The organism is Lentzea sp. CC55, from assembly GCF_021056325.1.
Taxonomy (GTDB): Bacteria; Actinomycetota; Actinomycetes; order Mycobacteriales; family Pseudonocardiaceae; genus Lentzea; species Lentzea jiangxiensis.
This window is the reverse complement of the sequence record NZ_JAJCXE010000053.1, coordinates 121,497-134,963: the sequence shown is the minus strand read 5'-3', so window position 1 is coordinate 134,963 and position 13,467 is coordinate 121,497. Positions and strand designations below refer to the sequence as shown.

The following is a 13,467-nucleotide window of genomic DNA, read 5'->3' as shown; positions in this document are numbered from 1 at the left end:
CCGGTCTGGCGGAGCTCGGGTCCACGGCCCGGGTTGATCTTTTCGCGGCAGCGGGTAGCGTGCGCCGCACGGCTGCGAGCAACGTTGGGGGCGTGGATGACGGACGAGACTGCTGCTCCGGGCGGGGTGGACCTGACCCGCCCGAGCGCGGCGCGCGTGTACGACTACTACCTGGGCGGCGCGCACAACTTCGCCGTGGACCGGGAGATGGCCGAACGGGCGATCGGGCTGTGGCCGGACCTGCCGCAGATCATGCAGGCGAACCGGGCGTTCCTGCGGCGCGCGGTGCAGTTCTGCGTCGACGCCGGCATCCGCCAGTTCCTCGACCTGGGCTCCGGCATCCCCACGGTGGGCAACGTGCACGAGGTGGCGCAGAACCTGGCGCCTGAAGCCAAGATCGTCTACGTCGACAACGACCCCGTCGCCGCCGCGTACAGCGAGAACATCCTGCGCGGCAACGACCGCACGGCCGTCGTGCAGGCCGACCTGCGCCGGCCGGACCAGGTCCTGGACCACCCGGCGGTGCGGTCGCTGCTCGACTTCGACGAGCCGGTCGCGGTCATGATGGTCGCGGTGCTGCACTTCGTGCCGGACGGCGACGACCCGGCGGGCATCATCGCCCGGTACCGCGAGGTGATGGCGCCCGGCTCCTACCTGGTGCTGTCCCACGCGAGCCAGGACGGCCAGCCGGGGCAGGCGGACTCCCACCAGGACCTGTACCGCCGCACGGCGACCCCGATGACCATGAGGTCGAAGTCGCAGGTCGCCGCGCTGCTGGAGGACTTCGACGTCGTCGAGCCGGGAATCGTGTTCTTCCCGCAGTGGCGGCCACTGTCGCCCGAGGACGTCGACGACAACCCCGAGCGCTTCACCGGTCTCGCGGCGGTCGGCCGCAAGGCCTGACCGGTCCGGGCACCGTCCTGTGCGGACGGTGCCCGGCTCCCGTCACTACCGCGCCACGACCACGGTCGTCTCCGCCACCCGCTCGTTGTCGGCGGGGTTGTTGTCGTCCCGGCCGTCGAGGCGCACCCGCGCCTTGAGCGTCGCCTTGCCCAGCGCCGCGTCGTCCGCGGAGTAGGTGTAGGGGAACGACACGACCTCCGTGCCGTCCTTCGCCACGGTCCGCCGGACCGTGCCGACGACGGTGTGGTAGCCGTCCGCCCTGCGGCGCAGCAGCTCCACGACCACGGCCTCGTCGTAACGGGTGTTGGTCACCGACACCACGACCTGGCCGGTCTCGCCGACCTTCGCGGAGGCGGGCGCGACGACGTTCGACACCGTGACGTCGTGCGTCTCGACCTTCACCTTCTGGGTCGTGGTGCCGGTGCGGCCGTCCGCCGTGTACCCGGTGATCGTGAGCTCGTACTCGCCGTCGGCGGCGTAGCGGTGCGACACCTCGGCCTGGCCGGGAACCGCGGGGATCGGCGCCGACGTGCCGTCACCGAAGCGGACCTCGCCACCCGCGAGCCAGCGGCCGGCCGGGTCGCCGGGGTCGATGCCGAAGCGCACCTGGTCGAAGACGCCGGGCTGCTGCGGCAGCACCCACGACGCGAAGGGCTTGAGCTGCGGCGCTTCCTCCAGTCGCACCGTCAGCGGTGACGAGCCGTAGATGTCGTCCGAGACCCGGACGTAGTAGGTCTCGCCGGGCGTGACGGCGAAGACCACCGGGTCGTGCGAGGTGTGCCGGCAGTCCACTTCGGACAGCGAATCGAGTCCGGTGCCGCGGAAGACGGCGACGGCCGCGCCGCTGCCGCGCTGGGTGACCTTCGCCGCGAGGAACCCGCTGCCGCTCGCGGTGTGGCGGTACCACACCGATCGCGTGGAGGGGTACTGGCACGTGGGCTTCGGTTCGCCCGGCTCGAGCGTGGAAGGGCTCGGGTCACCGGCGACGTCGGTGTCCATCGGCAGGTCGGCGGCCGACGCGAAGTCGTCGTTCGCCGTTCTCGGCACGAGCTCCAGCCCGAACGTCACAGGCCCGGCGAACGTCGTGTCCTGCACCAGGAAGTGGTAGGTGGTGCCGGCGGTGACGGCGAAGGTGGTGGAGCTGTCGCCGTGCGGGGCCTGGCAGGCGTCCGTGACCCACGTCAGCGCGCCGCGTTCGCCCGTGAAGGCGGAGACGGCGGGCCTCTCACCGTCGGGCCGGTCGGTCGACATCTTGACGAACCCGTCGGCGGGCGCGGTGTAGCGGTACCAGACGCTGTTGGTGCCCCACCAGCAGTGCGACGGGTCGTCGCTGCCCATCGTGGCCCCACTGGTGTCCGCAGTGGACGTGAACGGCAGTGAGGTGACCGCCGTGGCGTCGGCGAAGTCGTCGTTGGACGGTGGTGCCGCGTGGGCGGCACCCGGTGCCAGCGCGGCGGTCAGCAGGACCGCCGCACCGATCATCAATGCGCGCAAGGAAGAACCCCAGTGTCCGTGGGCCGCTCCGGCGCGGCCCCTCATGGGCAGAAACGCGCGCCACGGCGCCGGGGATGGCTCCCCGCGCAAATTCGATCATCCGCACCAACGGCGCGGGGCCGACGGGAGGCGCTCCGCCTACGCCGCGCCGAACCAGCGGGCGAGGTGGTCGTCGAGGTCCCGCTGCAGCTCACCGGCCCAGGCCACGTACCCGTCGGGCCGCACCAGGACGGCCGGGACGTCCAGCTCCGCGGCGGGATCGGTGACGAGGTCCACGCGGTCCCGCCAGGCCCCCACCGCCAGCCGTCCGGTCCGGTCGAGCACCAGGCCGCGGCCCTCGCGCAGCCGCTCGTGGAGCCGGCCCTCCTCCAGGGTGACGTCCGGCATCCTGCGCCCGACCAGGTCGTGGCCGGAGCCCAGGTCGTAGCGGATCCCGAGCCCCGTGATCTTCTCGGTCAGGTGCCGGTTGACCTCCTCGAAGCCGGCCAGTTCGGTGAGCAGCCGCCTCAGCGCCCGCGCGCCGGGTTCGGGGGAGTGCAGCGCCACCTGGGCGCGGGTGTTGTCGAGGACGTCCGCGGCGACCGGGTGGCGTTCGGCGTGGTAGGTGTCGAGCAGCGTCGCGGGCGCCCACCCGCGGACCTGCGCGGCGAGCTTCCAGCCGAGGTTGACGGCGTCCTGCAGGCCCAGGTTCAGGCCCTGGCCACCGGCGGGCGGGTGGACGTGCGCCGCGTCGCCCGCCAGCAGCACGCGTCCGACCCGGTACCGGTCGACCAGCCTCGTCGCGTCGCCGAATCGGGACAGCCAGCGCGGCGAGTGCACCCCGAAGTCCGTTCCGGCGACGGCCCGCAGCTCGCGGCGGAAGTCGTCGACGGTGGGCGGTTCCGCGCGGTCCTCGCTGACCGCCGCGCAGGGGACGACGACCCGGTAGATCCCCTCGCCGAACGGTGCGAAGGAGAACGCTCCACTCGTCCGGCTGACCTCGGCGACCCGGGCGGCGATCTCCTCCGGCGGCACGCTCGCGGCCATCTCGCCCATCAGCGTGTCGTTGCGCGAGGGTTCGCCGGGGAAACCGACACCGAGCAGCTTCCGCACGGTGCTGCGCGCGCCGTCGCACCCGACGAGGTAGCGCGACCGCAGCCGCTCGCCGCCCGCCAGAGCGACCGTGACGCCCTCGTCGTCCTGCTCGACACCGGCGACCGCGCTGCCGCGCCGGACCTCCGCGCCCAGGGCCAGCGCGTGGTCCTCGAGCAGGCGCTCGACGACCGGCTGCGGGATGCCGAGCAGGTGGGCGTGCGCGGAGTCGAGGCCTTCGGGCGCCGGCGCCGGGATGGCGGCGAAGAGACCACCGGCCGGCCGCCGCCTCCCGCGTTCCAGGAAGCGGTCCAGCAGGCCGCGCATCGCCAGGATCTCCAGGCTGCGCACGTGGAGGCTCACCACGCGCACGAACGACGACGCGGACTCGGGCTCCTTCTCCAGGACGAGCACCCGCACGTCGTGCAGCCGCAGCTCGGACGCGAGCACCGCACCCGTCGGCCCGCACCCGGCGATGATCACATCGAACATGAACCACCCGTTCGCACAGAGTTCCCCTTGATCGCGGCGGCCGATTGTTCGGCAGCCCGGTGACCGGTCGCAACCGATATCGCGCGGTCCGGCGTGCGGGGCCGGGGCGCACCGGAGATCCTGGACACGACGGAGGAGGTCACCGTGAAACGCGTGGGCGTGGTCGTGCTCGGAACAGTGCTGCTCCTCGTGGGGATCGCGTTGCTCGTGCTGCCCGGCCCCGGCCTGCTGCTCGTGCTCGCCGGTCTGGTCACGCTCGCGTCGGAGTTCCCGAAGCTGGAGCGCTACGTCGACCCGGTCCGCGACCGCGCGATGAAGGCGGCGGAGGACAGCGTCTCCACGCCGCTGCGCATCGCCTTCTCGGTGGCGGCGGGCTTGGGGCTGATCGCGGCGGGCGTGGTGTGGGGCGTCGTGGAGTGGATGCCCCTGGCGGGGTGGAGCACCGGCACGAGCCTCATCCTCTCCGGGCTGGTGCTGCTGGGCCTGCTGGGGTGGAGCTACCGCAAGGTCCGTGCGCGGCGCGGCACCGCGAGGTCACGCGGCTGACCGGTCCGGATCACCGACGACGACCTCGGTGGCGGGGTCGTGCCGCAGCCGCGCCGTGCCGTCCACCACGAGCGTCGCCCTGCGCCAGGGCTGCTCGCGGAGCAGGAACGGCAGCTCCTCGGCCAGCCACCCGGCGACGTGCCGCCGTTGTCCGGGGGAGTCGCCGTCCCGCGCCACCAACCGCCGTTCCTGCTCGTCCAGGTCGCCCTGCACCCAGAGGGCGGCGTCGAACCACGGCGCGAGCGCTTCGCGGACGACCCCCGTGCCCTCCACCCACACGACGTCCACGCCCGCGGGGACGCCGATCGCGCCGGGCCGGCCGTGCGCGGCCCAGGCGGGCGGCCGGAACCGCACCGCCTCGCCCCGGTGCAGCGGCCGCAGCACGTTGTCCGCCAGCAGGTCCGCCCAGTCGAAGAACGCCTGGTGCCACGCGATGTCGTCGGTGTGCACCACCGCGGACGGGGTGACGACCGGCCGCAGCCGCCGCACGAGGGTGGACTTCCCGGCGCCACCGCGCCCGTCGACGGCGATGAGCACCGGACGCCCCTCCACGCCGGGCGGGCGCAGCCGGGCGACCACGTCGGACAGCCGCTCGACCCGCCAGCCCGTCGCCTCGGTCTCCCCGGGGTGCAGCCGCACGTCATCCTCCCCGTCAGCGGTGGGCGACGGCGAAGTCGTCGAACGCCGCACCGGTGTTGAAGACGCGGACGCCGTTGGCGCCACTGGCGAAGCTGGTGTCCGTCACGGAGATCCTGGGCGTCGTCAGGTCACCGGCGTAGACCTTGATCGTCGAGCCGATCGCCTCGACCCGCAGGTGGTGCCGGGCGTTCGGCCGCACGGTCAGCGGCGCCGACGCCAGTTGCGTCCAGCTGCCGTCCGCCTTGCCGAGCACGACCCGCCCGTTGCCGGTGATGCCCGCGTAGTAGCCGCGGTAGGCGTCGGTTCCCGTGCTCGCGGCCGTCGCGCGGAACACGACGCCGCTGTCCCCGGAGGCGGACCTCGGGATCACGGTGACGTCCTGGACGAAGTCCGAGAAGTTCGTGTCCAGCAACGACTTCCCGCCGAAGGAGTGACCGGTCTCGTACCGGCCGGTGCTCGCCGACCAGGTGCCGCCGTGCGTGGTCCAGCCGAGGGCGTTGCGGTCGTCGAAGTCGTCCTGCACCCGCATGGTGACCGGCTGGATGGTGCCGTCGGCGTTGAACGTCATGCGGTCGTAGGCGAGCTGCCGGTCGTTGGCGCCGGTGCGGCTCAACGGCCTGCGGTGGTAGACGATGTACCAGATGTCCGTGCCCGGCACGTTGATCACGGAGTTGTGGCCGGAACCCCGTGCCACGGCGGCGTCCTGGGCGAGCACCCGGCTGATCTTGGTGAACGGGCCGGTGGGGGAGTCGGAGATCGCGTAGGACACCGCGTAGTTCGGGCCGGTCCAGCCGTCCTCGGACCACATGAAGTAGTACTTGCCGTCGCGCTTGAACATCTGCGAGCCCTCGGTGAAGTTCGCCGGGGTGATCTCCTTGTACGTGCTGCCGTCCGGGAACTGGCCCAGGCTCGTCATGTCCGCGTTGAGCTTGACAACGTTGGCATGACCCCAGCCGCCGTAGTACATGTACGCCTGGCCGTCGGTGTCGATGAAGACGTCCTGGTCGATCGGCTGCGCGCCGTTGACGAACTGGCTGATCAACGGCTTGCCGATCGCGTCCCGGTACGGGCCCTCCGGCCGGTCGGCGACCGCGACGCCGATGCCGCCGAGCTCGGAGTTGCTCTGGATGTCGTTCGCGCCGAAGTACAGGTAGTACTTGCCGTTGCGCTGCACGGGTGCGGGCGCCCACACGGCCCGGCGTGCCCACGAGACGTCCGCCTTGGTCAGGACGTCGGGGTGCTTGGTCCAGTTGACGAGGTCGGCCGAGGAGAAGGCGTCGAGGTAGGTCTGCTCGTCGTAGGGGCGGGACGACGTGGGGAAGACCCAGTACCTGCCGCCGTAGACGGCCACGTCGGGGTCGGCGTACCACCCGTCCACGAAGGGGTTGCCGGCCTCCGCCGTCGAGAAGTCGGGCACGGCGGCGGCGGAAGAGGCCACGGCGGGCACACCGCCGAGCAGCAGGGCGGCCAGAGCGGCGCTGATCAGCCTTGACGTCAACGTCTTGTCCAATCTGCAGGGGCGGACAGCTTTACAACGTTGTAAGCACGCTGTGCATCGATCCAAACACCCGCCGTGCTGTGCTGTCCAGGCCGGAGAACGACAACGCGGTGACCGGCAGCCCGCCGGTCACCGCGTCGCAGGTGCTCCGGCGTCAGATGCCGCAGCTCGGGGCGGACCAGAAGCGGGACGACCTGTGCGCGACGTGCACGTGGTCGTTGTGGCCGGTGTAGCCCGGGCCGAGGATCTCGTTGAAGCCGTGGTTGCGGGCCTGCCGCGCCAGCGCGCAGAAGCCCTGGGCACCGGCGCCCAGGTCGACGGCGTCGCCGTAGAGGTGGCGGCTGCCGGTCGCGCCGCCGACGGCGTTGTTGCAGGAGACGCTGCGGAAACCGCCGTTGACGTCGATCGGGCGGTCACCCATGGCGTGCCGCATGGCCTGCAGCTTCCACATCGACACCAGGGCGTTGGCGCGGGCGGTCGCGGCGGAGACGTTGCCGCCGGACCAGTCGGAGTTGCAGTTGTTCAGCTCGTCGTAGGAGAAGTTGACCGGCGTGCAGTCGTCGTCCTGCAAGGCGTAGAGCTTCGAGAACGTCGCCGACCCGGCGATGCCGTCCGCGCCGAGGCCGTAGGCCTGCTGGAACCGCGTGACGGCGGCCTTCGTGGCGGGCCCGAACTGGCCGTCGATGCCGAGCACGGCGCCGTAGCCCGGGTAGCCCGCCACCCGGATCTGCAGCTGGCGCACGTCCTCGCCCGACGCGCCTTCGGACAGGGTGCGTCCCCAGGTGTAGCAGGCGTCGGCGGCCGTCACAGGGTCCGCCTGTGCCGCCGCGGCGGGGGCGACGACGACGGCGGAGAGCAGGGCGGCGACCGGTAAGAGGAAGCGGAGTTTCATGACAAGCGGCACCTTTCGATCACAGGGAGGTGCAGCTTTTCGAGTCCGCGCCGGATCTGTCAACGAGCCACCAAATGAACTCCGAGTTCGACGAAGAGGAACCACCTGGATGGCCCTGTCACGCCGGCTGGTCGCGGCGCCGGACCAGGTGCGCGATCTCCGCCGTGTTGCCCGTCAGCTCGACGGCCCGGTCGTAGGCCTCCCGGGACTCCGCCGTGCGTCCCAGGCGGCGCAGCAGCTCGGCGCGCGTGACGTGGAACGCGTGGTAGCCGGCCAGTTCCGGCTCCAGGCGGTCGACGACGGCCAGCGCGACCTCCGGCCCGTTCAGCTCGGCCACCGCGACGGCCCGGTTGAGCGCGACCACGGGGGAGGGGTCGATGCGGACGAGCTGGTCGTGGAGCGCGAGGACCTGCGACCAGTCGGTGTCGTGCATGTGACGGGCCGAGATGTGCACGGCGTTGATCGCGGCGAGGACCCGGTAGCGGCCGGGAGCAACCCCGGAGGCGAGCCGCTCCCGCACCAGCGCGTGCCCCTCGTCGATCAACGCGTGGTCCCAGGCGCCGCGGTCCTGTTCGTCCAGCGGGACCAGCTCGCCGCCGGCGACGCGGGCCGGGCGGCGGGCCTCGGTGAGGAGCATCAGCGCCAGCAGCCCGGTCACCTCGCCGTCGTGCGGCAGCAGCGCGTGGAGCAGCCGGGTCAGCCGGATCGCCTCGGCGGTCAGGTCCGGCCGCACCGGGCCGGTGCCGGGTCCGATGGCGAGGTAGCCCTCGTTGAACACCGGGAAGAGGACGGTGAGCACGCTCGCCACGCGGGCGGGCAGGGATTTCTTCGGCGAACTTCTCGCGGCGGCTGCTGGAGGACGACACCGGACGACTCGCCTCCTGGTCGCGATCACTGCCAGGATCGGAGACCGGTGACGCGACCATCCGGAGGGGCAAGTGGTGCGGAACAAACGCCGATCGGCACGCGCGACCAGGAGGGTGGCGGCCGTCCTGGCGGCGTTCGTGGCGATGTCCTCGGCAGCTGCGCCGGTACGAGCGGCGACCGGCTCGGTCGAGTACCTCCCGGCGACGCCGGTGGTGGTCGCGCCCGCCGGGGAGGCGGTGGGCACGGCCGCGGAACGGTTCTGGGAGCTCCAGCTGAACCTGTGCAACAGCGGGATCGCCGGCTGCTACTCGCAGGGCCGGGCGATCCCCGAGGCGGCGGACCTCATCCGCCAGGTGCGCCCGAACCTCGTGACGCTCAACGAGATCTGCTCCGGCGACCTGCCCGCGCACCTGGTCCCGGCGATGGTGCGGGCGTGGCCGGGCGACGTGGTCTACCAGGTGTTCGCCCCGGCCGTCCGGCGCGACACCGGCACGCCGGTGAAGTGCGCCAACGGCCAGGACTACGGCAACGCGGTCGTCGGTCGCGTGGCGGCGGCGAACCACCGGGGCGTGAAGGCTTGGACCGGCCGCTACACCAGCCAGGACAGCGGCAACGAGCAGCGCACGTTCGCCTGCGCGTACGCCGTGGGGGACCACCTGGGCTGCGCGACGCACCTCTCGGCGAGCAGCGAACCGGTCGCGCTGGCCCAGTGCCGGGCGCTGCTGTTCGACGTGGTCCCGGACATCCGGTCCGCCGAGGGCCTGAGCGGGAAGACCGTCGTGGGCGGCGACTTCAACCTGGAGTACGACACGTCCGACCCGGAGAACGCGCAGAACTGCGTCCCGCCCGGCCACGTCCGCAAGGGTGACGGCGACGTGCAGCACGTGGTGTTCTCCAACGACAACGCGTTCGTCAGCACCTCGAAGTACGGCCTGGCCCACACCGACCACGACGGCTGGCTGGTGCGGCTGACCAAGCCGTGACCCGGGGCGTGTCAGTCCATTCCGGACTGACACGCCCACCCCCGGGGGTCATCCGCGTTTGCCGTGGCGCTCCAGCAGTGCGCGCAACGCGGACATCTCCTCGGCCAGCGCGGTGCGTCCCGCGGCCGTGATGCTCACCCAGGTCCTCGGGCGCTTGCCCTCGTACCCCTTCTCCACCACGAGCAGCCCGGCCTCCTCCAGCACCGCGATGTGCCGCGACAGGTTGCCCGCGGTGAGGCCCAGGGTGGACTTCAGGTACCCGAACTCCACCTTCCCGGCCTCGTCCGCGATGGTGAGGATGCCCAGCCGGTGGCGCTGGTGGACGACGTCGTCCAGCGCCGCCGTGGGGTGCTCGCTCATGCGGCGCCCCGGCGCGCGGCGAGCGCACCCAGGCCGCCGAGCACGAGCACCGTCGCGGGGAGCAGGACGTCCTGGGCGAAGCCCAGCGCGGGGAGGGTCACGGCTGAATTGTTGACGATCAGCACCGTCGCCGTGAACACGGCCGTGATCACGGCGCACAGCACGCTGCGTTCGAGCCACGCCAGGGTCGCGAGCCCGAACGCCATCACCGTGAACTGCGCCATGCCGCCCATCCCGAGGTCGACGTCGACGTCGGGCACCTGCAGCAACGACAACGACATCGACAGCAGCAGCAGGCCCACCGGGACGAACAGGGGCCTGCGGTGCCGGGCGCGCAGGGCGAACACGGCCGGCACGAGCAGCAGCGCCATCGCGATCGCGACCACGAGCGGGGTCGGGTAGACCGGGCTGTACTCGTAGAACAGCGTGAGGCTCAGCGGCAGCCCGAACAGCACGGCGACCATGCCGAACACCGCGGCGAGGACGTACGTGCGGGTCGGGGTCTCCACCCCGACCCGCCGCGCCCGCCACCGGTACCACCAGACGGTGGCGACCACCCCGGCGACCAGGACCGCGAGCCAGTAGAGCGAGAGCGGCAACGGGTGCAGCACCTCAAGCTGAGACCTCGGCCCGAGATGGACCAACGGGTTGAGGAAGCTCCACGGATCGCCCTGCGTCATGTGGTCGGTCGGGTTCGGATCGGGCCGCGTGAGCGGCATCGCGCCGAGCGACAGAACACCGAGGAGCAGCAACGGGAACCAGTACCCGTGCCGGTCGTCGCGCGCCCGCCTGCGCAGCCCCGCCAGTTCGTCGAGCAGTTCCGCCGGATCGTCTGCCATCGTCATCCCCCAAGTTGACTGTGATGCCATCAGGTTTGCATCGCAAACCTGGTTCGTCAACCCGGAGGAGCGCGGGGTTCGCCTCGATGTGGGCCGGCCACCGCGTCCAGGTCTGTGCCACGGCGGTCTGCGGCATGCGGCACCCGGTGGTGGGGCCGCTGGCGGTCGCGCAGCAGATCCCGGGCAACGGAACCGGGCCGAACGCCGTGGTCGCCACGCTGTGCCAGAGCGCTCTCCCTGGGCGACGCCAGCCTCGTTGTCACTATTACTTCAGTGTTGACCAAAATCAAACGTCATCCGAGGGACGCCCACGCCACCACCCACCGGTCACCGCACTGCCACGACGAAGGACGCCGGCTGACGTCAGGTGGACACCGGCCGGTGCTCGCCGAAGATGAGGTTCCAGTCCAGTTCCGGCGCGGGCGCCGGGCGTGGTTCGGGGATGTGGCCGTGCGCCGGGACGATCGAGCCGTTGAGGAACTGCCACACCTCGTCACCGACGCGCTGCTGCGCGAGGATGGCGGCCGTGCGCTGCTGGGGGATGCCGGTCGGGATCGTCGCCACGAAACGGATTCCGCGGAACCCCTCGGCGTCGGTGGCCTCCAGCGTGCCCTGGTGCCGGGTGGCGATGCGCCGGGCGATCGCGAGCCCGAGGCCCGCGCCGCCCGCGGCACGGGTGCGGGCCTCGTCGAGCCGGGTGAAGCGGTCGAAGACGCGTTCGCGGTCGGCCTCGGGGATGCCGGGGCCGTCGTCGATGACCTCGAGCGTCGCCGTGGTGCCGCCGCGCAGCCGCACGACCACCGCGGTGCCGGCGTGGCGTTCGGCGTTGTCCAGCAGGTTGCCGAGCAGGCGGGACAGCTGGGCGCGGCGGCCGGGGACGAGCACGTGCTCGTCGGCCTCCAGGGTGACCATGGCCCGGCGGGAGACCTCGCGCGCCACGACGGCGCTGAGGTCGACGGTGTCCTGCTTGTCGAGGGCGTCGGCGTCCAGCCTGGCCAGCAGCAGCAGGTCGGTGGTCAGCTCCTGCAGCCGTTCGGCGTCCTCCAGCGCGGCCTTGACGACCGTGGGCCAGTCCGCCATGTGCGGGTGCGACAGCGCGATCTCCAGTTCGGCCCGGAGCGCGGCCAGCGGGCTGCGCAGCTCGTGCGAGGCGTCCGCGACGAACCTGCGCGTGTCCTCGACGCCGCGGTGGACCCGGTCGAGGGTCTCGTTGAGCGTGGCGCCGAGGCGGGCGATCTCGTTGTCGGCGGACGGCACCGGGACGCGGCGGGTGAGGTTGTGCTCGTTGATCTCGGCCAGTTCGGCGCGCATCACCTCCATCGGCCGCAGGACCCGCACGGTCGTGGCCAGCACCGTGATCGACACCAGGGCGGTGACGGCGGCGAGCACGCTGAGCAGGGTCAGCGTGGCGCGGTTCAGTTCGTCCTGGGCCCGCGACGCGATCGACCGGGCGTTCTCGGCGACGGGCTCCGGTCCCTCCCCGACCACCTGGTACGGGGTCCCGGCAGGGTCGGAGAGCGGCCACAGCGACAGCTTCGGCCGTATCTCGGTGCTCGCGTAGTGGACGGGCGACACGGGGGTGGTCGCCGGCGTCCGCGTGTGCAGCGGCACGCAGACCACGACCGAGCACATGTAGTGCCGGCGCGAGCTGTCCGCGGTCTGGGCGGCGATCTGGTCGCGCTGCGCCACGAGCATCAGCGACCCGGCGAGGGCGATCAGCAGCGCGGTGATCACCGTGGCCAGCGCGGTGACCTTGAACTGCAGCGACCTCACCGGTCCACCAGCCGGTAGCCGACACCGCGCACGGTGGTGATGCTCCGCCGGTCGAACGGGGTGTCGATCTTGCGGCGGAGAGCGCTGATGTAGACCTCGACGAGGTTGGGGTCGGGGTCCTGCGCCGAGTCCCACACGCCGTCGATGATCTCGGACTTGGTGACGACCTCGTTGGTGTGCCGGAGCAGGAAGTTCAGCACCGAGAACTCCTTCGCCTTCAGGTCGATCCGCGTGGTTCCCCGGTGGCACTCGCGGCTGACGGGGTCGAGCACCAGGTCGCCGGCCCGCAGCAGCACCGGCTGGGCGGTGCGCGACCGCCGCGCCAGCGCCCGCAGCCGCGCCACGAGCACCACGTAGGAGAACGGCTTGGTCAGGTAGTCGTCCGCGCCGGTGTCGAGACCCTCCGCCTCGTCGAACTCGCCGTCCTTCGCCGTGAGCATGAGGATCGGCGTCCACACGCCCGCGTCCCGCAGCTCCTGGCAGACCCGGTAGCCGTTGAGGCCGGGCAGCATGATGTCGAGGACGATGACGTCGTACGGGTGCTCGCGCGCCCGCCACAGCCCGTCGGTGCCCGTGCGCTCCACGTCGACGGCGAACCCCTCGGCGGTCAGGCCGCGGGTGAGCAGGTCGGCGAGGCGGGGGTCATCTTCCACGACGAGCACGCGCATGGGAGCAGCGTGCCGCATCGATCATGATCGCGTCCTGAAATCCGGTTCAGGATCGTTCAGCGTCCCTTCAGGTTCACCCTGGCAGGCTCTGCACCGTGGACGAGGGGGGCCACGATCGGGGGAGGAGGTGGCGGCGCGGTCCGGGGGGAAGCGGCGCCGCCACCTCCTGGTCGTCGGCGGGGCCGGTGACCGGATGCGTGCGCCCGTCTGCCGCGTCCGGCTCGCCCACCACCTCGCCGCGGCCCGCGCTCGCTTCCGCGGCTCCGCCCGACGTGGCGGACTGGCCTCCGCCACCCCTTCCGGTCAAGGGAAAAGATGGCCGATATGTGCCACTTCAACTACCTTGACCGGCTGAAAACCCGCTCCTACGGTGAGTCCTCGTAAGGCCGAATTCCTTCTGGCACAACGGTTGCCAGGCCCCCGGAGGACTCAATGGCGAGCT

At 71.9% G+C, this 13,467-nt stretch carries 13 protein-coding genes and 1 pseudogene; 4 read left to right on the top strand and 10 right to left on the bottom strand.

Features of this window, described 5'->3' with window-relative positions; all coding sequences use genetic code 11:
- Positions 1-96: 96 nt before the first annotated feature.
- On the top strand, positions 97-903 hold the full coding sequence (locus L6E10_RS32480) for an SAM-dependent methyltransferase (RefSeq protein ID WP_236223965.1): 807 nt from the start codon (positions 97-99) through the stop codon (positions 901-903).
- A 45-nt stretch (positions 904-948) separates the two neighbouring features.
- On the opposite strand, the gene L6E10_RS32475 is transcribed toward L6E10_RS32480, so the two are convergent.
- Entirely contained in the window at positions 949-2,397 is a 1,449-nt protein-coding gene (locus tag L6E10_RS32475) for a hypothetical protein (protein ID WP_236223964.1), read from the bottom strand.
- Positions 2,398-2,535: 138 nt separating this feature from the next.
- Positions 2,536-3,960 (bottom strand): FAD-dependent monooxygenase, encoded by a 1,425-nt coding sequence (locus L6E10_RS32470; protein ID WP_236223963.1) that lies wholly within the window; start codon positions 3,958-3,960, stop codon positions 2,536-2,538.
- A 144-nt stretch (positions 3,961-4,104) separates the two neighbouring features.
- Between L6E10_RS32470 and L6E10_RS32465 the strand changes: the two genes are divergently transcribed.
- Complete coding sequence (locus L6E10_RS32465; RefSeq protein ID WP_236223962.1) at positions 4,105-4,506, top strand: PGPGW domain-containing protein; 402 nt, start codon at positions 4,105-4,107, stop codon at positions 4,504-4,506.
- Here the strand turns inward: L6E10_RS32465 and L6E10_RS32460 are convergent.
- The 4 genes and pseudogenes from L6E10_RS32460 to L6E10_RS32445 form a co-directional block, all read right to left on the bottom strand.
- On the bottom strand, positions 4,495-5,145 hold the full coding sequence (locus tag L6E10_RS32460) for a hypothetical protein (protein WP_236223961.1): 651 nt from the start codon (positions 5,143-5,145) through the stop codon (positions 4,495-4,497). The two genes, L6E10_RS32465 and L6E10_RS32460, sit on opposite strands and share 12 nt — an antisense overlap.
- Before the next feature lie 13 nt (positions 5,146-5,158).
- Positions 5,159-6,643: a family 43 glycosylhydrolase gene (locus L6E10_RS32455; protein ID WP_236223960.1), complete on the bottom strand. Its 1,485-nt coding sequence runs from the start codon at positions 6,641-6,643 to the stop codon at positions 5,159-5,161.
- 154 nt (positions 6,644-6,797) lie between these two features.
- Positions 6,798-7,535 (bottom strand): D-Ala-D-Ala carboxypeptidase family metallohydrolase, encoded by a 738-nt coding sequence (locus L6E10_RS32450; RefSeq protein ID WP_236223959.1) that lies wholly within the window; start codon positions 7,533-7,535, stop codon positions 6,798-6,800.
- 118 nt (positions 7,536-7,653) lie between these two features.
- Positions 7,654-8,358, bottom strand: a pseudogene (locus L6E10_RS32445) (RNA polymerase sigma factor); the annotation flags it as partial.
- Positions 8,359-8,476: 118 nt separating this feature from the next.
- Between L6E10_RS32445 and L6E10_RS32440 the strand changes: the two are divergent.
- Positions 8,477-9,385, top strand: a complete 909-nt coding sequence (locus L6E10_RS32440) for an endonuclease/exonuclease/phosphatase family protein (RefSeq protein ID WP_236223958.1) — start codon at positions 8,477-8,479, stop codon at positions 9,383-9,385.
- Between the two features lie 48 nt (positions 9,386-9,433).
- On the opposite strand, the gene L6E10_RS32435 is transcribed toward L6E10_RS32440, so the two are convergent.
- Together L6E10_RS32435 and L6E10_RS32430 are read right to left on the bottom strand one after the other, a co-directional pair.
- Positions 9,434-9,745 (bottom strand): transcriptional regulator, encoded by a 312-nt coding sequence (locus L6E10_RS32435; protein ID WP_236223957.1) that lies wholly within the window; start codon positions 9,743-9,745, stop codon positions 9,434-9,436.
- Positions 9,742-10,590: a hypothetical protein gene (locus L6E10_RS32430; protein ID WP_236223956.1), complete on the bottom strand. Its 849-nt coding sequence runs from the start codon at positions 10,588-10,590 to the stop codon at positions 9,742-9,744. Before L6E10_RS32430 ends, L6E10_RS32435 begins: the two co-directional genes overlap by 4 nt.
- Before the next feature lie 17 nt (positions 10,591-10,607).
- Here L6E10_RS32430 and L6E10_RS41295 point away from each other — a divergent pair, with 17 nt between their 5' ends.
- A complete protein-coding gene (locus L6E10_RS41295; RefSeq protein ID WP_374237584.1) occupies positions 10,608-10,982 on the top strand; it encodes a hypothetical protein in 375 nt (124 codons plus the stop codon).
- On the opposite strand, the gene L6E10_RS32425 is transcribed toward L6E10_RS41295, so the two are convergent.
- Together L6E10_RS32425 and L6E10_RS32420 are read right to left on the bottom strand one after the other, a co-directional pair.
- A complete protein-coding gene (locus L6E10_RS32425) occupies positions 10,948-12,357 on the bottom strand; it encodes a cell wall metabolism sensor histidine kinase WalK (protein ID WP_236223955.1) in 1,410 nt (469 codons plus the stop codon). The two genes, L6E10_RS41295 and L6E10_RS32425, sit on opposite strands and share 35 nt — an antisense overlap.
- Complete coding sequence (locus L6E10_RS32420) at positions 12,354-13,025, bottom strand: response regulator transcription factor (protein WP_090096406.1); 672 nt, start codon at positions 13,023-13,025, stop codon at positions 12,354-12,356. The genes L6E10_RS32425 and L6E10_RS32420 overlap by 4 nt, the downstream gene beginning before the upstream one ends.
- Positions 13,026-13,467: the final 442 nt, after the last annotated feature.

Bases quoted from the DNA above. Each gene is read 5' to 3' on its own strand.
- L6E10_RS32470 (WP_236223963.1), bottom strand. From the start codon at position 3,960: ATGTTCGATGTGATCATCGCCGGGTGCGGGCCGACGGGTGCGGTGCTC.
- L6E10_RS32430 (WP_236223956.1), bottom strand. From the start codon at position 10,590: ATGACGATGGCAGACGATCCGGCGGAACTGCTCGACGAACTGGCGGGG.
- L6E10_RS32480 (WP_236223965.1), top strand. From the start codon at position 97: ATGACGGACGAGACTGCTGCTCCGGGCGGGGTGGACCTGACCCGCCCG.
- L6E10_RS32420 (WP_090096406.1), bottom strand. From the start codon at position 13,025: ATGCGCGTGCTCGTCGTGGAAGATGACCCCCGCCTCGCCGACCTGCTC.
- L6E10_RS41295 (WP_374237584.1), top strand. From the start codon at position 10,608: ATGCCATCAGGTTTGCATCGCAAACCTGGTTCGTCAACCCGGAGGAGC.
- L6E10_RS32450 (WP_236223959.1), bottom strand. From the start codon at position 7,535: ATGAAACTCCGCTTCCTCTTACCGGTCGCCGCCCTGCTCTCCGCCGTC.
- L6E10_RS32435 (WP_236223957.1), bottom strand. From the start codon at position 9,745: ATGAGCGAGCACCCCACGGCGGCGCTGGACGACGTCGTCCACCAGCGC.